Source organism: Arthrobacter horti (assembly GCF_030731045.1).
In the GTDB taxonomy this organism is placed as follows: domain Bacteria; phylum Actinomycetota; class Actinomycetes; order Actinomycetales; family Micrococcaceae; genus Arthrobacter_E; species Arthrobacter_E nanjingensis.
In genome coordinates this window covers 62937-88879 of record NZ_JAVALS010000001.1, presented here as the reverse complement: position 1 = coordinate 88879, position 25943 = coordinate 62937, and the positions used below count along the sequence as shown (strand labels likewise).

23 protein-coding genes are annotated in these 25943 nt (G+C 68.1%); 9 read left to right on the top strand and 14 right to left on the bottom strand.

Annotated features, from left to right (window positions below):
• Positions 1–11: 11 nt before the first annotated feature.
• Entirely contained in the window at positions 12–992 is a 981-nt protein-coding gene (locus tag Q9R02_RS00410; RefSeq protein ID WP_305994668.1) for a Nif3-like dinuclear metal center hexameric protein, read from the bottom strand.
• Between the two features lie 99 nt (positions 993–1091).
• On the opposite strand from Q9R02_RS00410, the gene msrA reads away from it, so the two are divergent.
• The 4 genes from msrA (at position 1092) to Q9R02_RS00390 (ending at position 5050) form a co-directional block, all read left to right on the top strand.
• Positions 1092–1616 (top strand): peptide-methionine (S)-S-oxide reductase MsrA, encoded by a 525-nt coding sequence (msrA, locus tag Q9R02_RS00405; RefSeq protein WP_305994667.1) that lies wholly within the window; start codon positions 1092–1094, stop codon positions 1614–1616.
• A 66-nt stretch (positions 1617–1682) separates the two neighbouring features.
• Positions 1683–2618, top strand: coding sequence for a cysteine synthase A (cysK, locus tag Q9R02_RS00400; RefSeq protein ID WP_305994666.1), 936 nt, complete (start codon positions 1683–1685; stop codon positions 2616–2618).
• A 149-nt stretch (positions 2619–2767) separates the two neighbouring features.
• A complete protein-coding gene (gene epsC, locus Q9R02_RS00395) occupies positions 2768–3343 on the top strand; it encodes a serine O-acetyltransferase EpsC (protein WP_305995300.1) in 576 nt (191 codons plus the stop codon).
• A gap of 96 nt (positions 3344–3439) precedes the next feature.
• Positions 3440–5050, top strand: a complete 1611-nt coding sequence (locus Q9R02_RS00390) for a fibronectin type III domain-containing protein (RefSeq protein WP_305994665.1) — start codon at positions 3440–3442, stop codon at positions 5048–5050.
• Between the two features lie 65 nt (positions 5051–5115).
• On the opposite strand, the gene gnd is transcribed toward Q9R02_RS00390, so the two are convergent.
• Positions 5116–6552, bottom strand: a complete 1437-nt coding sequence (gnd, locus tag Q9R02_RS00385; RefSeq protein ID WP_305994664.1) for an NADP-dependent phosphogluconate dehydrogenase — start codon at positions 6550–6552, stop codon at positions 5116–5118.
• A 235-nt stretch (positions 6553–6787) separates the two neighbouring features.
• Here gnd and Q9R02_RS00380 point away from each other — a divergent pair, with 235 nt between their 5' ends.
• Complete coding sequence (locus Q9R02_RS00380; RefSeq protein ID WP_305994663.1) at positions 6788–7522, top strand: FadR/GntR family transcriptional regulator; 735 nt, start codon at positions 6788–6790, stop codon at positions 7520–7522.
• A gap of 60 nt (positions 7523–7582) precedes the next feature.
• On the opposite strand, the gene Q9R02_RS00375 is transcribed toward Q9R02_RS00380, so the two are convergent.
• Positions 7583–7843, bottom strand: a complete 261-nt coding sequence (locus tag Q9R02_RS00375; protein WP_305994662.1) for a GlsB/YeaQ/YmgE family stress response membrane protein — start codon at positions 7841–7843, stop codon at positions 7583–7585.
• 205 nt (positions 7844–8048) lie between these two features.
• Between Q9R02_RS00375 and Q9R02_RS00370 the strand changes: the two genes are divergently transcribed.
• Together Q9R02_RS00370 and Q9R02_RS00365 are read left to right on the top strand one after the other, a co-directional pair.
• Positions 8049–9233, top strand: coding sequence for an LLM class flavin-dependent oxidoreductase (locus tag Q9R02_RS00370; protein WP_305994661.1), 1185 nt, complete (start codon positions 8049–8051; stop codon positions 9231–9233).
• 55 nt (positions 9234–9288) lie between these two features.
• Positions 9289–10005, top strand: a complete 717-nt coding sequence (locus Q9R02_RS00365; protein ID WP_305994660.1) for a CE1759 family FMN reductase — start codon at positions 9289–9291, stop codon at positions 10003–10005.
• Between the two features lie 85 nt (positions 10006–10090).
• Here the strand turns inward: Q9R02_RS00365 and Q9R02_RS00360 are convergent, their stop codons facing one another.
• From Q9R02_RS00360 to glyA, 9 genes are all read right to left on the bottom strand, one after another.
• Positions 10091–11050, bottom strand: a complete 960-nt coding sequence (locus Q9R02_RS00360; protein WP_305994659.1) for a 2-hydroxyacid dehydrogenase — start codon at positions 11048–11050, stop codon at positions 10091–10093.
• Positions 11047–12246, bottom strand: a complete 1200-nt coding sequence (locus Q9R02_RS00355) for a pyridoxal phosphate-dependent aminotransferase (protein WP_305994658.1) — start codon at positions 12244–12246, stop codon at positions 11047–11049. The genes Q9R02_RS00360 and Q9R02_RS00355 overlap by 4 nt, the downstream gene beginning before the upstream one ends.
• A gap of 148 nt (positions 12247–12394) precedes the next feature.
• Entirely contained in the window at positions 12395–13240 is an 846-nt protein-coding gene (locus Q9R02_RS00350) for an HAD family hydrolase (RefSeq protein WP_342006865.1), read from the bottom strand.
• A 14-nt stretch (positions 13241–13254) separates the two neighbouring features.
• Positions 13255–14109 carry a formyltetrahydrofolate deformylase gene (gene purU, locus Q9R02_RS00345; RefSeq protein ID WP_305994657.1) on the bottom strand — a complete coding sequence of 285 codons (855 nt, stop codon included), beginning with the start codon at positions 14107–14109 and terminating at the stop codon, positions 13255–13257.
• Between the two features lies 1 nt (position 14110).
• Positions 14111–14770 (bottom strand): sarcosine oxidase subunit gamma, encoded by a 660-nt coding sequence (locus Q9R02_RS00340; protein ID WP_305994656.1) that lies wholly within the window; start codon positions 14768–14770, stop codon positions 14111–14113.
• Positions 14763–17759, bottom strand: coding sequence for a 2Fe-2S iron-sulfur cluster-binding protein (locus tag Q9R02_RS00335; RefSeq protein ID WP_305994655.1), 2997 nt, complete (start codon positions 17757–17759; stop codon positions 14763–14765). The genes Q9R02_RS00340 and Q9R02_RS00335 overlap by 8 nt, the downstream gene beginning before the upstream one ends.
• Entirely contained in the window at positions 17756–18049 is a 294-nt protein-coding gene (locus Q9R02_RS00330) for a sarcosine oxidase subunit delta (RefSeq protein WP_305994654.1), read from the bottom strand. The genes Q9R02_RS00335 and Q9R02_RS00330 overlap by 4 nt, the downstream gene beginning before the upstream one ends.
• A 21-nt stretch (positions 18050–18070) precedes the next feature.
• Complete coding sequence (locus Q9R02_RS00325; RefSeq protein ID WP_305994653.1) at positions 18071–19288, bottom strand: sarcosine oxidase subunit beta family protein; 1218 nt, start codon at positions 19286–19288, stop codon at positions 18071–18073.
• On the bottom strand, positions 19288–20580 hold the full coding sequence (gene glyA, locus Q9R02_RS00320; protein WP_305994652.1) for a serine hydroxymethyltransferase: 1293 nt from the start codon (positions 20578–20580) through the stop codon (positions 19288–19290). Before glyA ends, Q9R02_RS00325 begins: the two co-directional genes overlap by 1 nt.
• A 110-nt stretch (positions 20581–20690) precedes the next feature.
• Between glyA and Q9R02_RS00315 the strand changes: the two genes are divergently transcribed.
• A complete protein-coding gene (locus Q9R02_RS00315) occupies positions 20691–21347 on the top strand; it encodes a GntR family transcriptional regulator (RefSeq protein ID WP_305994651.1) in 657 nt (218 codons plus the stop codon).
• 81 nt (positions 21348–21428) lie between these two features.
• Here the strand turns inward: Q9R02_RS00315 and Q9R02_RS00310 are convergent, their stop codons facing one another.
• The gene (locus Q9R02_RS00310) at positions 21429–23735 is read right to left on the bottom strand and encodes an FdhF/YdeP family oxidoreductase (protein WP_305994650.1); all 2307 of its coding nucleotides are present in this window, start codon (positions 23733–23735) and stop codon (positions 21429–21431) included.
• A 77-nt stretch (positions 23736–23812) separates the two neighbouring features.
• On the bottom strand, positions 23813–24088 hold the full coding sequence (locus Q9R02_RS00305; RefSeq protein ID WP_305994649.1) for a hypothetical protein: 276 nt from the start codon (positions 24086–24088) through the stop codon (positions 23813–23815).
• A 220-nt stretch (positions 24089–24308) separates the two neighbouring features.
• Between Q9R02_RS00305 and Q9R02_RS00300 the strand changes: the two genes are divergently transcribed.
• Positions 24309–25853 carry a S53 family peptidase gene (locus tag Q9R02_RS00300; RefSeq protein ID WP_305994648.1) on the top strand — a complete coding sequence of 515 codons (1545 nt, stop codon included), beginning with the start codon at positions 24309–24311 and terminating at the stop codon, positions 25851–25853.
• The last annotated feature ends 90 nt before the right edge of the window (positions 25854–25943 follow it).

Below are 25943 nucleotides of genomic sequence, written 5' to 3'. Positions count from 1 at the left end.
GAGCGTATCCGCTACGCGGTCCGGTCACCATGGGGCGTAAGGATGAAGTCCCAGGGATCCGTGTTCACCGAGCTCACGCCGATCTCCACTTCGAAGCCCTGGTCCTCCAGGACATTGTCCAGGGCCTGCGCGGCGGCGGGCAGCCAGAGCCATTCGCTGGCGAAGTGGGACACGTCGATGAGGTAGGGCCGTCCGCCGAGCGCCGTCTCCCGGGCCTCCGACGCCGGGTGGTGCCGCAGATCGGCGGTGATGTAGACGTCGGCCTGGCGAGCGCGGACGTCGTCGAACAGCGAGTCGCCCGCACCGCCGCAGATCGCCACCCGGCGCACCAGTGCGTCACGCTCACCGGCCACGCGCACTCCCCCGGCCACCACGGGAAGGAATCCGCACAGCCTGGCAGCCAGATCAGACAGCGTCACCACCTCCGGCAGCAGGCCGACGCGGCCGATGCCCTCCTCCGGCAGACCGTTGCGGGACGCGGTCAGCGGCTCGCGCTCCCCCAGTTCCAGAGCGTCCGCGATCACGTCGGAGACGCCTCCCACGGCGGAGTCGCCGTTGGTGTGCACCGTCAGCAGCGCGATGCCGTGTTCGATGAGGAGATGGATGGCACGGCCCTTGGCCGTGGTGGCCGCCACCGAGCTCACTCCGCGCAGCAGCAGCGGATGGTGCGTGATCAGCAGGTCCACCCCGAGCTCCACCGCCTCCTGGATGACCTCCAGCGTCGGATCCACCGCGAAGCGGACACGCCGGACCGGCTGCTCCAGGCGGCCGGTCACGAGTCCCACCTTGTCCCACTCCTCCGAGAGGGACTCCGGCCAGAGCTCCTCGGCGGCCAGCAGTACGTCACCCAGCGTGGGAGACGACGCCGGCTCCTCACCGGCGACCGATGCGCCGTCGTCGTCCTGGGCCTGCCGGCCGGGCACCGCATCGACGGTGTGCTCCCCGTGCGGGTCCTCCGGGACGGGTCCGCGACCCTGCGTCTCGTTCTCCATACCCACTGTTCTACCGCACGGGGCGGAGGGCACCGGTTCCCATGACGCGGCGGCGCCCGGTGCGGGAACAATTCCCCCGGCCGGATCATTGAGCATGCTGTGAGAACTTTTCTTCTGGCCGGCGGCTGTTTCTGGTGCCTCGACGCGGTGTACCAGCAGACGCGCGGCGTCACGTCAGTCATTTCCGGCTACACGGGCGGTCATACCCCGGACCCCGGCTACTACGAGGTGTGCTCCGGGACCACCGGTCACGCCGAGGCGGTGGAGGTCACCTTCGACGAGTCGGAGATCCCGGCCGAGGTCATCCTGGACATGTTCTTCGCCCTCCATGACCCCACCACGCTGAACCGCCAGGGGTACGACGTCGGCACCCAGTACCGTTCGGCGATGTTCTACCGGGACGAGGAGGAGGCCATGCTGTTCAAGGACGCCATCGAGCGGAATCAGCAGCTCTGGGACGCCCCCATCGTCACCGAGGTGACCCGGGCCAGCCGCTTCTACGAAGCCGAGGCGATCCACCAGGACTACTACGCGAACAACTCCTACCAGGGCTACTGCCAGGTGATCATCAATCCGAAGCTCGCCAAGGCCCGGAAATATTACTCTGCATGGCTCAGATCCTGACGTTCCGCCGGGCGCTCATTACGCTGTGTTTTAACCATTCGGCTTGGAGATAGGCAAACAGTTCACATGGCACGTATCTACGACGACGTCACCCAGCTCATCGGCCGGACCCCTCTGGTCCGGCTGAACCGTCTGACCGAGGGCCTGGAGGCCACGGTCGCCGTGAAGCTGGAGTTCTACAACCCGGCCAACAGCGTCAAGGACCGCATCGGCGTGGCCATCATCGACGCGGCCGAGAAGGCGGGCGCGCTGAAGCCCGGTGGCACCATCGTGGAGGGCACCTCCGGCAACACCGGCATCGCCCTGGCCCTGGTCGGCGCGGCCCGTGGCTACAAGGTCATCCTGACCATGCCGGAGACCATGTCCACCGAACGCCGTGTCATGCTGCGTGCCTATGGCGCCGAGATCGTCCTGACCCCGGGATCCGAGGGCATGCGCGGCGCCGTGGAGAAGGCCCAGGAGATCGTGGCCAACACGGAGAACGCCATCTGGGCCCAGCAGTTCGCCAACCCGGCCAACCCGGAGATCCACCGCACCACCACGGCGGAGGAGATCTGGGCCGACACCGACGGCGCGGTGGACATCTTCGTGGGCGGCGTCGGCACCGGTGGCACCGTGACCGGCGTGGGCCAGGTACTCAAGGAGCGCAAGCCGTCCGTCCAGGTCGTGGCCGTGGAGCCCAAGGACTCCCCGATTCTCAACGGCGGCGCCGCCGGCCCGCACAAGATCCAGGGCCTGGGCGCCAACTTCGTCCCCGAGGTCCTGGACACCTCCGTCTACGACGAGGTCCTGGACGCCACCCTCGAGGACTCGGTGGCCACCGCCCGTGCCCTGGGCGCCCAGGAGGGCATCCTGGGCGGCATCTCGTCCGGTGCTGCCGTATGGGGCGCTCTGGAGCTGGCCAAGCGTCCGGAGAACAAGGGCAAGCTGATCGTGGCCGTGGTCCCCGACTTCGGCGAGCGCTACATCTCCACCGTCCTCTTCGACGACATCCGCGGCTGATACGGCCCCGGTGACTGCCCGGCGCAGACCCTTCGGGGCCGGCGCCGGGCAGTCGCATTCTGCGGGGAATTCCCCGCCCGCCGGCACCGTTATCCCAACAGCATCCGATCACGTACGCTTCCCTCGTGTACGCAGACCAGAAGGACAGCGTGAGCTTCTACACCCGGTTGAAAGAAGACCTCGAGAACGCCCGCTCCCACGATCCGGCGGCCCGTGGCTCCGCGGAGAACTTCTTCGTGTACTCCGGCCTGCACGCCATCTGGATCCACCGGCTGACCCACCGCATGTGGCAGAACCCGTCCCTGCGGTTCCCGGCCCGTGCCCTGTCCCAGTTGGGCCGGCTTCTGACCGGCATCGAGATCCATCCCGGCGCGACGATCGGCCGGCGCTTCTTCATCGACCACGGCATGGGCGTGGTGATCGGTGAGACCGCGGAGATCGGCGAGGACGTGATGATCTACCACGGGGTCACCCTCGGTGGCCGCTCCCTGGCGAAGGTCAAGCGCCACCCCACCATCGGTGACCGCGTGACCATCGGCGCCGGCGCCAAGGTCCTCGGCCCCATCACGATCGGCGACGACTCCGCGGTGGGTGCCAACGCCGTCGTCGTCAAGGACACCCCACCGAACTCGATCGTCACCGGCATTCCCGCCACGTGGCGGCCCCGCGTGGCCGTGGTGGAGACCAAGCCCGCCGTGGACCCCGCGGAGTACTACTACATCTGACGCCGGTGGCGCCGGGCACCGAGAGTTTCCCTCCCGTGCCCGGCGGATTCACCGGGCCGTGACCGGCACGAGACCCGGGCCTGGGACTCTGGCCGCATGAACAGCTCCCCAGAGAACTCCCCCGTGACCCGCCGCCGGCTTCTCATCGGAGCCGGCCTGGCGGCCATCGTGAGCGGCACAGCCCTTACATCCCCCGCCCAGGCGGCGAACGCCGCTCCAGGCAGCGCCAAGGACCTCCCCGGTTCGCTCTCGGCAACGGACCCGGCCGCCGTCCCTCCGGTGGACGGGCTCCACCTGCAGTTCGGCCGGGACGCCTCCCGCGACATGGTGGTCTCCTGGCACACCCTTCAGCCCGTCACCGAGGCCCGGGTTCTCTTGGGCGACGGCCACGGCAACTTCACCGGCGTGTTCCCCGCGCACACCAAGAGCTACGTGGACGCCAAGAGCGGCCGCACCGTGTACACCCACCATGCGCCGCTGGGCGGGCTGAATGCGGAGACCGGCTATCTGTACGCCGCGGTCCACGCCGGAGCCACTCCCGAGTTCGGCACCTTCACCACAGGTCCACGTGGCCGGGCCCGCGTGACCTTCACGAGCTTCGGCGACCAGGGCACTCCCACCCTTGGCCGAAAGACCGGCATGAGCGGCATCAAGGAGATCTGGGAGAACGACAATCTGGGCGCTCCGGCCGCCGGTGACACCACCGGAGGCGTGGAACGCGTCCAGCCGATGTTCCACCTGTTCAACGGCGACCTCTGCTACGCCAATCTGGCCACCGACCGCATCCGCACCTGGTGGGACTTCTGGACCAACAACTCCCGCAGCGCACGCAACCGCCCGTGGATGCCTTCGGCGGGCAACCACGAGAACGAGCTCGGCAACGGCCCCATCGGCTACGCGGCGTACCAGACGTACTTCCAGGTCCCGGCGGCCGCCGGCCAGAACGAGACGACCCGCGGTCTCTGGTACAGCTTCACCGTGGGAGCCGTCCGCGTGATCTCCCTCGCGAACGACGACGTCGCCTACCAGGACGGCGGCGACCACTACGTCCGCGGCTACTCCGACGGCGCCCAGAAGGCCTGGCTGGAAGCTGAGCTGAAGGACGCCCGTTCCAGCGAGGACATCGACTGGATCGTGGTCTGCATGCACCAGGTGGTCATCAGCACCGCCAACAACTTCAACGGCGCGGACCTGGGCATCCGGCAGGAGTTCGTGCCCCTGTTCGACACGTACGGCGTGGACCTGGTGGTGTGCGGCCACGAGCACCACTACGAGCGTTCACACCCCATCCGGGGCCAAGTGAAGAACCAGACGCTCACGCCGGTGACCGCGGACACGAACGCCTCGGTGGTGGATACGACCAAGGGCACGGTCCACATGATCCTGGGCGGCGGCGGCACGTCCATCCCGTCCAACAGCCTGTTCTACAACCCGCCGCAGTGCCGGGTGATCGTGGGCGTGCAGGCGCCGGGCGCCAACGGCAAACGCGCCCCCATCTACGTGCAGGACGCCAACACCGACTGGTCCTCCGTGCGCGACACCGCCCACGCATACGGTTTCGGCTCGTTCGAGGTGGACCCGGGCGTGAAGGGCGGCGACACCACCATGAAGGTCACCTACTACAACGTGACCGGCCTGGGCTGCGGCCTCGAGGAGTTCGAGACGTTCATGCTCACGCGCCCGCGTTCGGACTCCCGGAAGGGCTGAGCCCGCTGAACGACGACGGCGCCCCTCACCTTCCGGTGAGGGGCGCCGTCGTCATTGCGGATGCGTCAGTGGGTGTCCACCGCGTTGACCTCGCTGCGGTCGCCGCTCCACTGCGTGTGGAAGGTGCCTTCCTCGTCCACGCGGCCATAGGTGTGGGCCCCGAAGAGGTCACGCTGGCCCTGGATCAGAGCGGCAGGCAGGCGCTTGCGGCGCAGGCCGTCGTAGTAGGCGAGCGAGGAGGAGAACACCGGCACCGGGATGCCGAGCTGCACGGCGGTGGCGACCACGCGGCGCCAGGCCGGCACGGCCGCACCGACGGACTGAACGAACGCCGGGGCGAACAGGAGGTTCTCCGGCTTCGCATCGCCCTTGTAGGCGGCCATGATGTCCTTGAGCAGTTCGGCGCGGATGATGCAGCCGGCGCGCCACAGGGAGGCGATCTCATCCAGCTTCAGATCCCAGCCGTACTCCTTGGCGGCGCTGGTGAGCATGTCCAGGCCCTGGGCGTAGCTGACCAGCTTGGAGGCGTAGAGGGCCTGACGGACGTCCTCCACGAAGTTCTCCGGAAGGGCCACCCCGGCCTCGTGACCGGCCAGGGTCTCCTGCGCGATGGCACGCTGGGCGCGCTGGGAGGAGATGCCGCGAGCGAAGACGGATTCGGCGATGCCGGAGACCGGGGAGCCGAGGTCCAGTGCGGACTGGACCGTCCAGCGGCCGGTGCCCTTCTGCCCGGCGGAGTCCACCACGACGTCCACGAACGGCTTGCCGGTCTTGGCATCCACGTGGCCGAGGACCTCTGCCGAGATCTCGATGAGGAAGGAGGACAGCTCGCCCTTGTTCCACTCCTGGAAGATCTCGGCCTGCTCGGCCGGTTCGATCCCCGCACCGCTGCGGAGGAGGTCGTAGGCCTCACCAATGACCTGCATGTCCGCGTACTCGATGCCGTTGTGGACCATCTTCACGAAGTGACCGGCGCCGTCGGTGCCGATCCAGGCGCAGCACGGCTGGCCGTCGACGTGGGCCGAAATCTTCTCCAGCAGCGGGCCCAGGGCGTCGTAGGACTCCTTGGAGCCGCCGGGCATGATGGACGGGCCGTTGAGCGCGCCCTCCTCACCGCCGGAGACACCGACGCCCACGAAGTGCAGTCCCTTCCCGGCCAGGGCGGCCTCGCGGCGGCGGGTGTCCGAGTAGTGGGAGTTGCCAGCATCGATCACGATGTCGCCTTCGTCCAGCAGCGGGACGAGCTGGTCCACGACGGCGTCCACGGGAGCGCCGGCCTTGACCATGATGAGCACCCGGCGCGGCTTCTCGAGGGAGTCCACGAGCTCCTGCAGCGACTCCGTCCGGATGAAGTCGCCCTCGTCGCCGTGAGCGGCCAGCAGAGCATCCGTCTTCTCCACGGAGCGGTTGTGCAGAGCGACGGTGAATCCGTTGCGGGCGAGGTTGCGGGCCAGGTTGGCCCCCATGACGGCGAGACCGGTGACACCGATATGTGCAGGCATCTACACTCCAAGTCAATGCTAGTAATCTGATTTTATGGGCTCTGTTCCACCCTACTGGCCCAGCGGTTGCGAGGGAAGAGGCGCCGCCAAGGTGACGAATGTTTCGCCGTGGACCGACGGGTCCGGGGCGGGACCCCGGAGAAGGACCGCCCGTCACAGAGGGCCAAGCGGCTCCTCACATACTAGGCTTGATGCACTGTCATTTGACCACTTCAGCACAAGGATCCCGACAACGATGACGAGCCGCCAGCCCAGCCTCCACCACCAGGCATTGGAGATCCTGGGACGCCGCATCGTCACTGGTGACCTCCCCGCCGGGCATGTCATGCTCGCCGAGAGCCTGGAGGCGGAACTCAAGGTGTCCCGCTCCGTGGTGCGCGAGGCCGTGCGCGTCCTGCAGTCCATCGGCATGGTGGAGAGCATCAAGCGCGTGGGGATCCGGGTACTGCCGCCTCAGGCGTGGAACCCTTTCGACGCGAACATCATCCGCTGGCGGATGGACAGCGACGCGCGGGGCGCCCAGCTGCGCGCACTGGCGGAGCTGCGCTCCGCCGTCGAGCCCGTGGCCAGTGAGCTGGCCGCGCAGAACGCCCCGTTCCCCATGCGCCGCGAGCTGCTGCAAGTGGCCGAGGAGATGGTCCGGGTGGGACGGCAGGGCAAGATGGAACGCTTCCTGGAACTCGACACACGCTTCCACGCCCTGGTCCTCTCCGGCTCCGGGAACGAGATGTTCGCGACCCTGATCGGGCAGGTGGCCGAGACTCTCGCGGGACGCACCACACACGGGCTCATGCCGGCGCACCCGAAGGAGGAGGCGCTGCAGTGGCATCTGGACGTGGCGCGGGCGATCCTGGACGGGAAGGCGACGGCGGCCCGCCGCGCCTCGGCCAAGATGATCAACGAGACGATCGAGGACCTCTCCCCGGAATGGGCGGGCCAGCCGCGGGTGTTCGTACCGGTAAAGCCGTAATCGGCGCCTTCAGAGCGGAGGACCCGCCCCACCGGGGCGGGTCCTCCGCTCTGTTCCGCGTCAGCCGCGCTTCCTACTGACAAGACCCCAGAGGAAGAGCACCAGCAGTGATCCCACGATCGCGAGAATCCACGTGGAAAGCGACCAGAAGCTGCTCAGGCCCACGTGGAAGACGGCGGATCCGATCCAACCGCCCATCAGGGCTCCCACCACACCCAGGAGAAGGGTGGAGAGCCAGCCTCCTCCTTGCCGCCCGGGCATGATCGCCTTCGCGATGGCTCCGGCGATCAATCCGAGCACGATCCAACCGATGAATCCCATGACGTTGCCTTTCTGTGGAAAGTTGCCGTATTGAGCCCGATGGGGCTCCTTCCAGCCTAGGCGGAACGCCCGACGAGCGGAGGAAAGGGCCGGGGTGTTCCCCACCTCACACCCGGATGCGGGGAATAGATCCATGCGCTAAGCTCTTCAACTAGATGCAAACGCATTTAATTGGCCGCCGGTGGCGGGATGAACAGGAGTCATGATGCAGTTCGGAGTTTTCTCAGTCAGCGACATCACTCGCGACCCGGTCTCGGGAGAGACGCCTAGTGAAGCCGAGCGGATCGATGCGATCATCAAGATCGCGCAGAAGACCGAGGAAGTGGGCATGGACGTGTTCGCGATCGGCGAGCACCACAACCCTCCGTTCTTCTCCTCCTCTCCCACCACCCTGCTGTCCGCGATCGCCGCGACCACCAAGAAGCTCATCGTCTCCACGGCCACCACGCTGATCACCACCAACGATCCCGTCCGCCTGGCCGAGGAGTACGCGATGCTCCAGCACGTGGCCAAGGGCCGCATGGACCTCATGGTGGGCCGCGGCAACACCGGGCCCGTCTACCCGTGGTTCGGCGCCGACATCCGCAAGTCCCTGCCCATGGCCCTGGAGAACTACAACCTCCTGCACCGCCTGTGGCGCGAGGACGTCGTCGACTGGGAAGGCAGCTTCCGCTCCGCCCTGCAGGGCTTCACGTCCACCCCGCGCCCGCTGGATGACGTCCCCCCGTTCGTGTGGCACGGTTCCATCCGCACCCCGGAGATCGCCGAGCAGGCCGCCTTCTACGGCAACGGCTTCTTCGCCAACCACATCTTCTGGCCCACCGAACACTCCAAGCGCATGATCGAGTTCTACCGCGAGCGCTTTGAACACTACGGCCACGGCACCAAGAAGCAGGCGATCGTGGGCGTGGGCGGCCAGGCCTACATCGCCAAGAAGTCGCAAGACGCCTACAAGGAGTTCCGTCCCTACTTCGACGTCGCGCCCGTCTATGGCCACGGCCCGTCGCTGGAGGACTTCAGTTCCCAGACCCCGCTGACCGTGGGCAGCCCGCAGGAGATGATCGAGAAGACCCTGACCTTCCACGACACCTTCGGCGACTACCAGCGTCAGATGTTCCTGATGGATCACGCCGGCCTTCCTCTCAAGACCGTCCTGAACCAGCTGGACCTGCTGGGCGAGGAAGTCATCCCTGCCCTGCGCAAGGAACTGGCCGCCCGCAAGGACCCCGAGTCGGCCGACGCACCCACTCACGAGTCGCTGCTCAAGGCCAAGTACGGCGACAAGCCGGCCCGCCAGCCGCGCCCGAACGCCAACCGCGGCGACAACGTCACGGGCGGCTCCCCGTATCAGGACAGCGAGGGCTCGGCGAACTACCCCGACCTGGTCTGACATCCGCCGCCGGAGAGAACCTGAAGAACCCGCAGAGAACCGAGAGAGCACAGCGATGAACACGCAGGCTGCAATGAACGCCGGGCCGCACGAGTCCGGGCCGTACCACCTCGTGGTGGTCAGCGGAGGAACCAGCGACCCGTCGTCGACCAGGATGCTGGCGGACCGGATCTCGGAGAAGGTCGCACGGCTCGCCGAGAGCCGGGAGGAGAAGGTGCTGATCAGCACCATCGATCTGAGGCAGCTCACCACGGAGATCTCCAACGCGCTCGTCTCCCAGCTCATGGGGCCGAAGCTCACGCGGGCGATCGAGCTCCTCGGCTCCGCCGACGGCGTCATCGCCAGCGCCCCCGTCTACAAGGCGGCGCCGAGCGGGCTGTTCAGCTCGTTCTTCCACGTGCTGGACAACGACCTGTTGATCGGCAAGCCGGTGGTCCTGGCGGCCACCGCGGGCACCTCCCGGCACGCCCTGGTGGTCGACGGCGAGATGCGGTCCCTGTTCGCCTGCCTGCGCACCCTGACCGTTCCGACCTCGGTGTTCGCCGCCAGCGAGGACTGGAACTCCAAGTCCCTCGGCACCCGGATCGAGAGGGCCGCCATGGAACTGCTCCTGCTGATGGAAAGCGGCTTCTCCCACAAGATCAAGGAGGAGTCCTGGCAGAATTATCAGCACGAATTCGGCAGTGCAGGCGGCACCGAGCTGGGCATCGATCTCGGATCCGAGCTGATGCGGCTGGCCACGGGAGGTAGGTCACAGCCCCAGCACGGCTGAGGCGGCAGGCCCTGGCACGACGAAGGCCCTGTGGCCACGGAGACGGATCTCCGTGGCCACAGGGCCTTTTCAGTCTTCCGGGCGCCTAGCGGATCGGCGTGACCGCCTCGTCGCCGCGCAGGACAGCGAGCGCGTTCTCCGCGGCCAGGACGGCCATGGCGGTGCGGGTCTCCACCGTGGCGGAGCCCAGGTGCGGGACGATCACCACGTTCTCCAGGGTCAGGAGCCCCGAGTTGACCTCGGGTTCCTTTTCGAACACGTCCAGGCCGGCACCGGCGATGACACCCGAGCGCAAGGCCGTGGCAAGAGCCTCCTCATCCACGATCGGCCCACGTGCCGTGTTCACCAGGTACGCGGTGCTCTTCATGGCCTCGAGCTGCTCCGCACCGATGAGATGGTGGGTGGAGGGGCCGTACGGGCAGTGGACCGAGACGACGTCCGACACGGCCAGCAGCTCGTCGAGTTCCACGCGCCGTGCGCCCAGTTCGGTGGCGATCGCCGGATCGATCTCACTGCGCGACTGGTAGACGACGTCCATCCCGAAGGCCTTGGCGCGGCGCGCCGTCGCCTGGCCGATGCCGCCCATGCCGATGATCCCCAAGGTCTTCCCCTGCAGGCTGCTGCCCAGCAGGAAGAACATGCCCCACTTCCACGGTTCCTTGGCGCGGAGGAGCCGCTCGCCCTCGCCGAGGCGGCGTGTGGCCATGAGGATGAGGCCGAAGGCGATGTCCGCCGTCGCTTCCGTCAGGACGCCGGGCGTGTTCGTGGCGACGACGCCGCGTGCCGTGCAGGCGGGGACGTCCACATTGTCATAGCCGACGGCGACGTTGGCCACGACCTTCAGCTGCGGGCCTGCCGCGGCGAGGAGTTCGTCGTCGATGCGTTCGGTGAGCAGGCTCACCACCGCGTCGGCGCCGGCCACACGGCGCAGCAACTCCGCACGGCCGATCGACGTGGACTCCGTCCAGGCGTCCACCTCGTGCTCAGCGCGGAGCTTCTCCAGGGCTGCTTCGGGCACTTTGCCCGTGACGACGACCCGGCTCATGCCGACTCGATCCACTCGCGCAGGCGTCCGAGGCCGAGACGGATATCCGCGGTCTCGATGCCGGAGTAGGCCAGGCGGATGTACTGACGGTCTTCGCCGGCCAGCCGCCGGCCGAAGTGCTCACGAGTGCAGAAGGACATACCGGTATTGTGCAGCGCGGCGGTGGCGAAGTCACCGACCGCACTGTGACCCAGGCGCTCCATGGCCTCCGTGACATCGGGGAACAGGTAGAAGGTCGACTGCGGCACGGCGACCTGGAATCCCGGGATGGCGTTGACCAGCTCGCAGGCAGCGTCACGACGGCCCTTGAGCACGTCCAGCATGCTCTGGACCGAATCCTGAGGGCCGCGGAGAGCCTCGATGCCGGCCCACTGGACGTAGTGGGTGGTGCAGGATTCGTCGTTGGTGTTCAGCTTGCTCAGCACCTGGGCGATCTGCAGGGGCGCGACCGCGCAGCCGAGCCGGGAGCCGGTCATGGCGAACTTCTTGCTGAAGGTGTACAGGATGACCGTGCGCTCGGCCATGCCGGGCAGCGCCGCGATGGAACTGGACACGCCCTCGTAGCGGGTCTCGAAGTAGGCCTCGTCGGACAGGACCCAGAGGTCGTGCTCGATGGCGAGCTTCGCCACGGCCTCGCGCTCGGCCGCTGTGGACTCCGCGGAGATCGGGTTCTGCAGATCGTTGTAGATGATCGCGGTGGTGTTCGGGGTGATCGAGGCCCGGATCTGGTCCAGGTCGATGGCGAAGCCGGACTCGGTGGGCACATAGCGGTACGGGACCGCCGTCCCGCCGAGGTACTCGATCTGGGATTCGTAGATGGGGAAGCCGGGATTCGGGTAGAGCACCTCCTCCCCCGGATTCATGACGGCCTGCAGGAACTTGGTGATGACGGGCTTGCCGCCGGTCATGACCACCACATTGTCCGGGCCGAAGGTGATGCCCCGGCGAGATCCGATGTCCTCCGCCAGTGCTTCCCGCAGCTGCGGGATGCCGGGGCCGGGGCAGTAGCCGGTGTGCCCGTCCGCGATGGCGCGGTTCATCGCCTCGATGATGTTCGGGGCGGTGGGGATGTTGATGTCGCCCAGATGGAAGGGGAACACGGTGTTGCCCTGCGCCTTCCATGCGGCGGCGGCCTGCGCGACACTGAACGCGGTCTCCGTGCCCAGACGCTCGAGCCGGTGCGCGAGATTCTGCATGCGGCTTTCACTCCTCGTCAAGATGGTCATGCGTGAGCGATCCCTTCAAGTATATGACTGATATATCAGAAAGTCGACAGTTCTCCGCGGAACGGATGCACTGTCATGGAAAGCAGCCCCGGGAATGCGCGGGCCGGAACGGCGGGGCCTAGCCCGCGAGGATTCCCTCAAGGACCTGGGCGACGCCGTCGTCCTGGCAAGCCGGTGCCCGGAAGCGGGCGGCCGCGAGCGCTTCGGGGTGCCCCCCGGTCATGGCGTAGCCCTCCCCCGCCCAGGAGAGCATCTGGACGTCGTTGGGCATGTCGCCGAAGGCGATGACGTCGGACGGGCCGATCCCCAAGGAGGCTGCATGGTTCTCCAGCGTCCGGGCCTTGGTGATGCCCGGGACGGCCAGCTCCAGCAGTGCCAGCCGGTTGACGTCCGAGTAGGTGACGTGTGCCAGGCCCTTCACCGCGGGGGCCACGAGCGCGTGGAACTCTTCGGCGCTGAGCACCGGTGAGATGGCGAGCAGCTTGACGACGGCGGCATCCGGTCCCAGCGTCGAGGACAGCGGTCCGACCACCTGGTCCTCCACCGGAAGCCCGGGATGGAGCCGGATGAACTCGGCCTCGCGGTGAGGGCCCGTCACCAGCTCGCTGGAGAACCCCGCCTCCGGGTGCAGAGCCCGGATCACGTCCTGGAGGTGAAGCGCCTCCTCGAGCCGGAACGCCTCGGAGCTGATGACCCGTTCCGAGCTCATGTCCCATACCACCGCCCCGTTGGAGCAGATGACCGTGCCGGCGTGGTCGAGCTGATCGGCGAGCGGGCCGAGCCAGCGGATCGGCCGGCCCGTCACGAACACCACCTCCAGGCCGGCGTCGCGCGTCTGACGGAATGCGGCCCGGGTCCGGGCGGAGATGACCCCGCCCGGACCCATGATGGTGCCATCGATATCGCTGGCGACCATACGGAGGTGCGAAGACGTGCTGCCGGTTCCGGCGGGATTGCTGCTCACCTCCATGAGCTTAGTCACCGCAGGACCACGGTCCTGTTCCCGTTGAGCACCACGCGGCCCTCGCAGTGCCAGCGCACCGCATTGGACAGCGCCTTGCACTCGGCGTCGCGGCCCACGGCCACCAGGTCCTCCGGCGAGTGCGTGTGGTCCACGTCGATGACCTGCTGGGCGATGATCGGGCCCTCGTCCAGCTCGGCGTTGACGTAGTGCGCCGTGGCGCCCACCGTCTTGACTCCACGCTCCCAGGCCTGGTGGTACGGCTTGGCGCCCTTGAACGACGGCAGGAAGGAGTGGTGGATGTTGATCACCCGTCCGGCCATCCGGGTGGCCAGGGCGTCGGAGAGCACCTGCATGTAGCGGGCCAGGACCACCAGCTCGGCGCCGTAGCGGTCCACCACGGACAGCAGCTCCGCCTCGGCCTCCGGCTTGTTCTCCTTGGTCACGGGGATGTGGTGGTACGGGATGCCGTGCCACTCGACCAGCCCGCGGTGGTCCTCGTGATTGGACACGACGCCCACGATCTCCACCGGCAATTCGCCGATCCGTGCGCGGAAGAGCAGATCGTTGAGGCAGTGCCCGAACTTGGAAACCATCAGCAGCACCTTGGTCTTCTCCGCGGCGGGCCGCAGCGTCCAGGTCATACCGAACGGCTCGGCCACCGGGCCGAACGCCTCGGACAGCGCTTCCGCCGAGTCGCCCGGTCGCGACTCGAAGTGCAGGCGCATGTAGAAGTGCCCGCCACGGCGGTCACCGTACTCCTTGATGTCCTCGATGTCGCAGCCGCGTTCCGCGAGGAACCCGGAAACCGCGGCGACGATCCCGGTGGACCAATCGCAGTCGAGCGTCAGGACAAACTCCGGCCCGGTCATCTCAGTGCACCTCCGGCGCGGAGAACTCGCGCATCGCATCCAGCAGCCAGCGGCCCACGTGATCGGCGAAGGACGCGCGGGGCAGGACACGGAATGTCTCCTCCTCGGTCTTCCACACGAGCACCGGGACGTGGTCCAGGACGGTGACGATCGCCTGACCGGCGCGGAAGGACCGCGGGTGCAGATCGAAGGAGACGCCCTTCTCCAGGACCAGCCGGGCGGCCGGGCCGCTCAGTTCGAACGTGGTGCGGTTCGCCGAGAGGTCGACGACGGCGCCCGGCAGCCGGGAGCCCGCCTCACCGAGGGTGGCCGCCACGCGGGCGGTCTCCGCCGGGCCGCGGTCCAGGTCCGCAGAGCCCTCATCGCCCACAGCCAGGAACTCATCCGGGCCGATCCACAGCACGCTGTAGCCGCCGCCCGTCGTCGTGCTTCCGTGGATCGCCGGGAGCGGGGCTCCCAGGGCCGCCTCCACGGCCGCCGCCGCGGGCGTGCCCGGCGTAGCGCGGATCCCCAGCTGGGTCAGGAACGGGATCTCCCGCAGCCTGACGCCCCGCTCGCCCTCGGTACCGGCGACGGCGAAGGCCTTCGCGAGCCGGGCGGCCGGGCTGCGCCGCAGGCTCGCGGCGAGGGACAGGGTTTCTTCAGAGATCGTCTCAGCCATCACGGCGCTTCCCTTCAATGCCATCTCTACGGTTCCCTTCAGGGTCAAAGAGGACGGTTTCACCGACCAGGACGTCCACGAGCCGGTCGCCCGCGACGGCGGTGAGCTTTTCACCGATCCGGTTCCGGCCGTTCTTGATCAGCGCCAGGGCGAAGGACCGCCCCAGGGCCGCCGAGTGGTAGCTCGAGGTCACGTGGCCGAGCATCGGAACCGGGCCGTAGGCCGGGTTGAGCGAGATGCCGTGCTCCACCAGCTGGGTGCCTTCCGGGAGGCGGAAGGACGGGTCCACGGGGAGCAGCGACACCATGTGCTTACGGTCCGTGCGCGCGGTGTCGATCCGGGAGTAGGAGCGCTTGCCCACGAAGTCCTTCGCCTTGGAGACGATCCACTCCATGCCGGCGTCCTGCGGGGTCACCGTGCCGTCCGTGTCCTGCCCGACGATCGGGTAGCCCTTCTCGGCGCGCAGCACGTGCATGGTCTCGGTGCCGTACGGGGTGATGCCGAACTCGGCGCCGGCCTCCGCGACGTCCTCCCAGACCTGCAGGCCATACCAGGTGGCCACGTTGATCTCGAACGCCAGCTCACCCGAGAAGGAGATGCGGCAGACGCGGGCCGGGATGCCGGAGGCCAGGGTGGTCTCCCGCCAGGCCATGAACGGGAACGCGTCGTTGTCCACGTCCAGCTCCGGGGCCATCTTGGAGATGACGGCGCGGGACTTGGGGCCCACGACGGCCACCGTGGTGACCTGCTCGGTGACGGAGGTGAAGTTCACGTCCAGGCCGGGCCATTCCGTCTGGTGCCACTCCTCCAGCCAGTCCAGGACCTTGGCGGCCCCGCCGGTGGTGGTGGTCATGAAGTAGCGGTCCTCGTCCAGGCGGAGCGTCACACCGTCGTCGAACATCATGCCGTCCGGCCCGCACATGACGCCGTAGCGGCCCATGCCCGGGGCGAGCTTCTTGAAGGCGTTGGTGTAGATGCGGTTGAGGAACTCGCCGGCGTCGGCGCCCCAGATCTCGATCTTGCCGAGCGTGGTGGCGTCCATGATGCCCACGGACTCGCGGACCGCGCGGCACTCCCGGAGCACGGCGTCGTCCATCGACTCGCCCGGCTGCGGGAAGTACCAGGGGCGCAGCCACTGGCCCACCAGCTCGAACTCGGCGCCGTGGGCCACATGCCACGGGTGGATGGACGTGACGCGATCGGGGTCGAAGAGATCTCCGCGCTTGCGGCCCGCCATCGCGGCGAACGCCACGGGGGCGTACGGGGCGCGGAAGGTGGTGGTGCCGATCGAGCCGAGGTTCTCCGGAACATCGCCCTGGGCGTTCTTCAGCGCCGCGGCGATCACACCGATGGCGTTGACGCCGGAGGTCTTGCCCTGGTCGTTGGCGGTGGAGATGGAAGTGTAGCGCTTGATGTGCTCCACAGAGCGCATACCGGCTCCGGTGGCGCGCAGCACGTCGGCGACGCTCTGGTCACGCTGCAGGTCCACGAAGTGGGTCTTCCACTCCGCGGGGCCGCCCTCGGCGCCGGGGACCAGCCAGAGCTGGCGGGTCGGCGCGGAGGCGACCGGTGCGTGGCTGGACAGGGCGGAGGCGTGGGCTCCCGCCTCGGTCACGAAGCCGGCGTTGAAGGCCGCGACGGCGCCGGCGCGGGCACCCTCGGAGGCGCAGTCCGCCAGAGCGTACGAGCCGCGGGCGGCACCCACGATCTGCTGGGCGTTCACGGTGCTCGCCGGGACGAACCCGGCCAGCTCCTCATCCCAGCGCAGCTTGCCCTGGCGTTGGCTGAACAGGTGGACCACGGGGCTCCAGCCGCCGGAGACGGCCAGCAGATCGGCGTCGATCCGCTCGGCGTCGCCGCTCAGGGCGCCGTCGGCGTCGAGTGCGCGGACGACGACGGCGCTCACCCGGCCGTTCGTGCCGGACGCTTCGGTGCCGCACACGGCCGCACCGGCGATGACCCGCACGCCCGCGGCCTCGGCGGCCAGGGCGGCGTCGCTCTTCTCAGCCCGGGCGTCGACGACGGCGGGCACCGGCACGCCGGCGGCCGCGAGGTCACGGACGGTGTCGTAGGCCGAGTCGTTGGTGGTGAACACCACGGCACGGCTGCCGGGCACCACGCCGTAGCGGTTGAGGTAGCTGCGCACGGCGGAGGCCAGCATGATGCCGGGGCGGTCGTTGTCCGCGAACACCAGAGGGCGCTCATGGGCGCCGGTGGCGAGGACCACCTGGCCGGCACGGATGTGCCAGAGGCGCTGACGGGAGATGCCCTGCGCGTTGAGTTCGCGGGCGCGCTCGGTGCCGAGGTGATCGGTCCGGGACTCCAGGGCGATCACGTAGTTCGCGTCGTAGGAGCCGAAGGCGTTGGTGCGGGTCAGCACGGTGACTTCTTCGGCGGCGGCGAGTTCCGCGGCGGCCGAGGCGATCCACTCGAGCGCGGGGACGCCGTCGACCGTCTCGCCGGGAGTCGACAGCAGCGAACCGCCCAGCTCCGGCTGGTCGTCGATCAGGATGACCCGGGCGCCCGTGGCGGCGGCCTGGCGTGCGGCGGAGAGACCGGCGGGGCCGGCGCCGATGACCAGGACATCCGTGTGGACGTGCTTCTTGTCGTAGTACGCCTCGTCCTTGCGGGGGTCCAGCTTGCCGAGGCCGGAGAGGTACTCGGCGTCCAGGCCGTCGGTCAGCTCCACCAGGGTGGCCGGGAGCATGGACTCGTCCACGCCGCCGGCGCCACGGTCCTTGACCTTGAGCAGGGCGTTGGGCTCCTCCACGCCAGCGGCCAGGATTCCGCGGGGCCGGGAGAGGTACAGGGACGGCGCGGCTTCCACCACGCCATTGGCGATCAGCGCGGAGGCGACGGTGTCCCCGGGGTGACCGGTGTACTCGGTGCCGTCAACGGTGAAGCGGACGGTGTTCTCACGGCTGATGCGGGCGTGGGGTGCCTGGTCCGCGGAGAGGCGGAACGGCTGGGCGGACTCGGCGGGGCTCACTGGGAGTCTCCTTTCGCACCGGCTTCGAGGGGGGACTCCCCCGTGTAGATGGTCTTGAATTCGTAGCTCACGGTGTCGCGGATGGCGTTGAACCACTTGCGGCAGCCGCCGTTGTGCACCCAGCGCTCGGCGAACAGGCCCTTGGGGTTCTCCCGGTAGAACAGGTACCGGGACCATTCGGCATCGCTCAGGGCGTGGGGGTCCTCGGGGTACGGGACGTGCGCCTGGCCCCCGTAATGGAACTCGGTCTCGTCGCGCGGCCCGCAGTTGGGGCAGGTGATGAGCAGCATGGCTCGGCTCCTTTCGTGGGGTCAGTGGGCGACGGCTGCGGCGCCGTGCTCGTCGATGAGGGCGCCCGTCTCGAAACGCTCCAGGGCGAACGGGGCGTTGAGTGCGTGCGGTTCGTCCGTGGCGATCGTGTGGGCCATGGTCCAGCCGGCGCCCGGAGTCCCCTTGAATCCGCCGGTTCCCCAGCCGCAGTTGACGTAGAGGTTCTCCACGGGCGACTTGCCGACGATCGGCGAGGCGTCCAGCGTGACGTCCACGATGCCGCCCCAGGTGCGCAGCAGGTGGGCGCGGGAGAAGACCGGGAAGAGCTCGACGGCGGCGGCCATCTGCTCCTCGATGACGTGGAAGCCGCCGCGCTGGCCGTAGCCGTTGTACGAGTCGATGCCGGCGCCCATCACGAGTTCGCCCTTGTGGGCCTGTGAGACGTAGACGTGGACATGGTTGGACATGACCACGGTGGGGTGGACGATCTCGTGCAGCTCGGAGACGAGTGCCTGGAGCGGGTGGGACTGGATCGGCAGATCGAAGCCGGCCATCTTGGCCAGGACCGAGGAGTGGCCGGCGGCGCACAGCGCCACCTTGCCGGCGTGGATGGTGCCGCGATTGGTCTGGACGCCCACCACACGGTTGCCGTCCTTGAGGAAGCCGGTGACCTCGCAGTTCTGGATGATGTCCACGCCCAGCTCGTCGGCCTTGCGGGCGAAGGCCCAGGCGACGTGGTCGTGCTTGGCGATGCCGGCACGGGGCTGGTAGGTGGCGCCCAGGACCGGGTACCGGATGTCCTCGCTCGTGTTGATGATCGGGCAGAGTTCCTTGACCTGATCCGCGTCCAGCCACTCGGCGTCCACGCCGTTGAGCTTGTTCGCGCCGACACGGCGGACCGATTCGCGCACGTCCTGCAGGGTGTGGGCCAGGTTCATGACGCCGCGCTGGCTGAACAGGAAGTCGTACTCCAGTTCGTCAGGCAGGGCCTCCCAAAGGCGGAGGGAGTGCTCGTAGATGGCCGCCGACTCATCCCAGAGGTAGTTCGAGCGGATGATCGTGGTGTTGCGGGCCATATTGCCGCCCGCGAGCCAGCCGCGTTCCAGGATGGCGATGTTCGTCATCCCGTGGTGCTTGGCCAGGTAGTAGGCGGTGGCCAGACCGTGCCCGCCGCCGCCGACGATGATCGCGTCGTAGGAGGGCTTCGGGTCCGGGTTCCGCCACAGGAAGTCCGGGTGTTCAGGCAGCAGATCCGCCATCAGAGCGCTCCGTTCTCGGCGTTCAGGTTCGGGTACAGGGGGTGCTTGTCCGCCAGGACTCGAACGCGGGCGCTGAGCTCGTCGGCGAGCTCCTCGCTGAAGTCCGGCTTCAGGGCGGAGGCGATGATATCGGCTACCTCGGTGAACTCGGCGGCGCCGAAGCCACGCGCGGAGAGGGCCGGGGTGCCGATGCGCAGGCCGGAGGAGACCATCGGCGGGCGCGGGTCGAACGGCACGGCATTGCGGTTGACCGTGATGCCGATACGGTGCAGGCGGTCCTCGCCCTGCTGGCCGTCCAGCTCGGAGTTCCGCAGGTCCACCAGGACCAGGTGCACATCGGTGCCACCGTTGACCACCGAGACACCGGCCTCCGCGACGTCGGCGGCGAGGAGGCGGCTGGCGATGATCTGCGCACCCTCGAGGGTGCGGGTCTGGCGGTCGCGGAATGCGGGCTCGGAGGCGAGCTTGAAGGCGACGGCCTTGGCGGCCACCACGTGCTCCAGGGGGCCGCCCTGCTGGCCCGGGAAGACGGCGGAGTTGATCTTCTTGGCCAGGGATTCCTTGCTCAGGATGACGCCGCCGCGGGGACCGCCCAGGGTCTTGTGCGTGGTGGTGGTGACGACGTCGGCGTACGGCACCGGGTTCGGGTGCAGGCCCGCGGCCACGAGGCCGGCGAAGTGGGCCATGTCCACCATGAGGTAGGCGCCCACCAGGTCGGCGATGCGGCGGAACTCGGCGAAGTCCAGCTGACGGGAGTAGGCGGACCAGCCGGCCACGATCAGCTTGGGACGGTGCTCCAGGGCCAGGCGCTCCACCTCGGCCATGTCGATCAGGAGGCTCTCCCGGTTCACCTCGTACGGGACCACGTTGTAGAGCTTGCCGGAGAAGTTGATCTTCATCCCGTGAGTCAGGTGGCCGCCGTGGGCCAGGGACAGGCCCAGGATGGTGTCCCCCGTCTCCAGGAGGGCGAACATCGCGGCGGCGTTGGCCTGGGCGCCGGAGTGCGGCTGGACGTTGGCCGCCTCGGCACCGAAGAGGGCCTTGACACGGTCGATAGCCAGCTGCTCGATGACATCGACATGCTCGCAGCCACCGTAGTAGCGCTTCCCGGGGTACCCTTCAGCGTACTTGTTGGTGAGAACGGACCCCTGGGCCTCCATCACCGCAAGCGGTGCGAAGTTCTCCGAGGCGATCATCTCCAGCGTGCCTTGCTGGCGCAGGAGTTCACGGTCGATGGCGGCCTTGACATCGGGATCGGTCTCCGCCAGCGAGCGGGTCAGCACCTCGGTCATTCGTTCTCCTCAAAGTTCTAGTATCTAACTGATATATCAGTTCGCTATGATGAGTATCACGAGAGTCTGAGAAGATGTCAACAGTCTTCAACAATGGAAGGAGTTCTGACATGACAGTGCATGCACCCGCCCCCGGGCGGTCGCTCGCCGACCAGGCCTATGAGCAGATCAAGGACCGGCTGGTCATGCTGGACATCCGACCGGGCGAGCCCCTCAACGACGGCCAGCTCGCAGCCGAGCTCGGCATGGGCCGCACGCCGGTGCGAGAGGCTCTCAAACGCCTGGAGACGGACCACCTGCTGGTCTCCTACCCTCGTCGCGGCACCTTCGCCACCAGCGTGGACATCACCGAGCTCGCGGCGATCTGGGACATCCGCCTGGTCCTGGAGCCAGTGGCGGCCCGACGAGCCGCGGAGAACGCCACTGCCACACTACGCCTCGGCATGATGGAGATGATCGAGCAGCTGCGCTCCCTCGGTGATTCCGGGGACGGGCAGCGGGATCTCATGCGCCTGGACATGGAGGTGCACCGGATGATCTACCGCGCAGCGGGCAACCCCCACCTGGAGGACGTCCTCATCCGCTACGACAACCTCTCCACCCGGATCTGGTGCCTGGTGATCGAGCGGCTGCCCGGCTTCTCCTCCCACGTGAGCGAGCATGCGGAGCTGCTGGAGGCGATCGTCCGCGGCGACGGCGACCGCGCCGCGGAGCTCGCGCTGGCCCACGTCACGGACTTCGAGACGGAGATCCGCAAGGTCCTCTGACCCCGGCCTGGACGCCCTGACGACGACGACGGCCGGCGAGCGTGTGACGCTCGCCGGCCGCCGTCGTCGTACCGTCCCTGCTCAGCCTTCGCGATGCGCTTCGAAGCGCACGAACATCGCCTTGAAGCCGGGGGTGTTGGATTCGCGCGCCACATTCTCCTTGTGGACCAGGGCGTTGGCCTCCGGGAAGTAGGCGGCCGCGCAGCCCTTCGCCGTGGGATAGGCGACCAGGCGGAACTTGTCCGCCCGCCGCTCGGTACCGGCGAAGACGCTCACCACATCCACCAGTTCGCGGTCCTGGAAGCCGTGCTCCTGAAGGTCCTCCGGGTGGATCAGGATCACGCGGCGACCGTCGGAGATGCCCCGGTAGCGGTCATCGAGGCCGTAAAAGGTGGTGTTGTACTGGTCGTGGCTGCGCAGCGTCTGCAGGACCAGATGACCGGCCGGCGCCTCGAGGTACTCCAGCGGGCTGACGGTGAACCGTCCGCGCCCGATGTCCGTGGCGAAGCTGCGGGTGTCGCGCGGAGGATTGGGCAGCACGAAACCGCTCTTGTTCCGGACCCGGGCGTTGAAGTCCTCGAACCCCGGGATGACGCGCGAGATGTGATCGCGGATGACGTCATAGTCCTCGGCCATGGCCCGCCAGTCCACGGGGTGCTCCTCCCCCAGCGCGGCTTCCGCCATGCGCGCCACGATGACCGGTTCTGAGAGCAGGTGGTCCGAGACGGGCTTGAGCCGGCCCTGCGTGGAGTGCACCACGGACATGGAGTCCTCAACGGAGAGGAACTGCTTCCCACCGGCATGCTTGTCATCGCGGTCCGTGCGGCCCAGGGTGGGCAGGATCAGCGACGTGCGGCCGTGAACCACATGGGAACGGTTCGGCTTGGTGGAGATGTGGACGGTGAGGCCCACACGCTGCATGCCGGCCTCCAGCACCTCGGTGTCCGAAGCCGCAAGGGAGAAGTTGCCGCCCATGGAGACGAACACGTCCACCTCGTCCCGCTCGAACGCCTCGAGCGTCTCCACCGCGTCGTAGCCGTGATGCCGCGGCGACTCGATGCCGAACTCCGCGTCCAGGGCGCCCAGCAGCCCCTCCGACGGCTTCTCCCAGATGCCCATGGTGCGGTCACCCTGGACGTTGGAGTGACCGCGGACGGGGCAGGCCCCGGCGCCTGGCTTGCCGAAGTTGCCCTGCATGAGCAGGACGTTGACCATCTCCCGGATGGTGTCCACGGAATGCGGCTGCTGTGTGATGCCGAGGGCCCAGCAGAAGATGGTGGCCTTGGAGCGCAGCAGCATCCCGGCGACGGTCTCGATCTGCGCACGGTCCAGCCCGGTGGCACGCTCCGTCTCGTCCCAGTCGAGGGTGGCACGGGCCTCGGAGTAGGCCTGGAACCCGTCGGTGCGGGCGTCGACGAACTCGCGGTCCACCACCGAGCCCGGGTTGCGCTTCTCCTCCTCCAGCAAAAGGTGTCCCAGCGCCTGGAACAGGGCGAGGTCCCCGCCCACCTTGATCTGGAGGAACTCGTCCGCCAGGGGCGTGCCGTTGCCCACCACGCCGGAGACGGTCTGCGGGTCCCTGAAGTTGAACAGCCCAGCCTCAGGCAGCGGGTTCGCGGCGACCACCTTGCCGCCCTTGTCCTTGCATTCCTTGAGGGCGGACAGCATGCGCGGGTGATTGGTGCCCGGGTTCTGGCCGACCACGAAGATCAGCTCGGCGTCGTGGATGTCGTCCAGGGAGACCGTGCCCTTGCCGATCCCGATGGTCGGGTTCAGGGCCGAGCCGGAGGACTCGTGGCACATGTTGGAGCAGTCCGGCAGGTTGTTGGTGCCGATGGAGCGTGCGAAGAGCTGGTACATGAACGCGGTCTCATTGGCGGTCCGGCCCGAGGTGTAGAAGACGCAGCGGTCGGGGGTGCTGGCGCGGACATGCTCGCCGATGAGGTCGAAGGCATCGGTCCAGGAGATCGGCGAGTAGTGGGTGTCCCCCGGCCGGATGACCACGGGCTCGCTCAGGCGCCCCTGGTTGCCCAGCCAGTACTCCGTCTTGGTGGAGAGCTCCTCGATGGAGTGCTGCGCCCAGAATTCGGCGCCCACGGTACGCAGGGTGTTCTCCTCGGCCACGGCCTTCGCGCCGTTCTCACAGAACTCGGCGGCCTTGCGCTTGCCTTCGGGCTCAGGCCAGGCGCAGCCGGGGCAGTCGAAGCCGCCTTTCTGGTTCAGCCGGAGGAGGGACTGCGTGGTGCGCTGGACGCCGGCCTGGGCCACGGCGCGCTCGAGGGCCACCATGACGGCCTTGACGCCGGCCGCGGCTTTCTTCGGTTCGTGGACCTCCAGGAGGTCCTCGTCGATGTCGGCGACGGGGGCGGGCTGCCGGGTGAACTTCATGTGACCAGTGTCCTCACTGTGAAAAGCCGTGCAGTGACCGGCCCCTGCGGCCGGCCTGCGGGTTGATGGAAGCGGTGTCAGGCCCAGACACTGCAGCCGTCGCTCTTGTCGTAGAGCTTACGACGGCGGCACCCGTCCGCGGCGATCCAGACGGTCCTGTCGTCGGGGGTCGCCTGGTCGACGATGCCGACCACCAGCAGTTCACCCTGCCGCCAGACCTCCACCGTCCGGCCGATCAGGCGGGACCAATCGGCCCGGGGGCCACGACCCGCGGCGCTCTTGACCACGCCGTTCATGCTTTGAACGAAAGGCCCCGTCAAGGCGTCCTTCGGCATCGACAGCAGTTCCGTCACGAGGCGCCTCCTTGCGCTCAGTCATCCGTCCGGGCGGGCGTCCGGCCGGATTTCTCCGACGGACCTTCTTGATACTCAATTGATATATTAGTTGTAGTGAAAGTTATGCACCAGTGGGTGATCCGTCAAGCAGGGACCGTGCGTCCTTTACGGCCACCAGGGCGAGGACGATACTGATTCTGAGGATCGGTCACGGCTTCAACGATGTTTGGAGGACCTCATGCCCACCCAGAACGCGTCATACGACCCGATGACGCACGGCGTGCCGTTGGAAGGCTCCGGCCGGGCTCCCGCCCCGGATCTCACCACCCATGGGCCGGCTGATCCCAGCCATGAGATCGAAGTGGTGGTGATCCTGCGACGACAGGCCCCGCTCCCCGATCCATCATCAGGCGCACATCTCACGGCTGAGGAACTGAGTTCGAACTATGGTGCCTCGGACGCCGACATGCAGCTGGCCACCGGGACCTTCGAACGGCTTGGTGCCAAAGTGCTGGAGTCTGATCCGGGATCGCGCCGGATCCGGCTGGGCGGGACGGTCTCCCAGCTGTCCCACATCTTCGGGACCGAGCTGGACGACGTCGAAAGTGCCGGCCCGGACGGCGAACTCACCCGCCACAGGCACCGGAGCGGGGAACTGCGCATCCCGGCCGAGCTGGACGGGATCGTAGTGGCGGTCCTCGGCCTCGATGACCGCCCGCAGACGCGGGCGCATTTCCGCATGATGCCTCACGCTGCGGCGAACACCAGCTACAGCCCGCCTGATCTCGGCAAGATCTACAGTTTCCCGGCGGGAACGGACGGGTCCGGGCAGACCGTGGCCATCATCGAACTCGGCGGAGGCTTCTCCAAGAAGGATCTGAAGGCGTACTTCGCGGAACTCGGGATGCCTGCGCCCACAGTCAAGGCGATCGGCGTGGACGGTGCCGCCAATCACGCGGGTAAGGACCCACAGGGTGCGGACGGCGAGGTGTTGCTGGACATCGAGGTGGTCGGGGCGCTGGCTCCCAAGGCCACCATCGACGTGTACTTCGCCCCCAACACCGATGCAGGATTCCTTGACGCCATCGTGGCCGCCACCAAGGCGTCGCCCGTCGCCATCAGCATCAGCTGGGGCCAGAGTGAGGACGCTTGGACGGCGCAGGCGAGGAACGCGATGGATCAGGCCTTCGCGGACGCGGCGGCCCTGGGCATCACGACGACGGCGGCCGCCGGGGACAGTGGAAGCGGCGACGGGGTGAACGACGGCAAGGCCCATGTGGACTTCCCGGCGTCGAGCCCGCATGCGCTGGGTTGCGGAGGCACGCGCCTCGAGGCGGACCCGGCGACGGGAGTGATCACCGCGGAGACGGTCTGGAACGACGGCCCCGGCTCGGCGACGGGCGGCGGGTACAGCGATGTGTTCCCGGTGCCGTCCTGGCAGGCCGTCACACCCACGCCGTCCGGCCGCGGTGTTCCGGATGTGGGCGGGGTAGCGGACCCGCAGACGGGGTACAAGGTCAGGGTCGATGGGACGGACATGGTGATCGGGGGGACCAGTGCGGTCGCTCCGCTGTGGGCGGCCCTGATCGCCCGGCTGGCGCAGGCCACCGGCAAGAGGTTCGGTCTCATCCAGCCGGCCCTGTACGGCGCGCAGGCCGGATTCCAGGACATCACCGTGGGGAACAACGGCAGCTACAGTGCAGGCCCCGGCTGGGACCCGTGCACCGGCCTCGGCAGCCCCAACGGCACGGCGCTGCTCGCGCAGCTCACGGCCGGCAAATAGGCGGACACGGCGAAAGCCCCGTTTCCCCGGACGATGGTCGCGGGGAACGGGGCTTTTCATGGTGGGCCTTCGTGGGTGCTTCTCAAACCC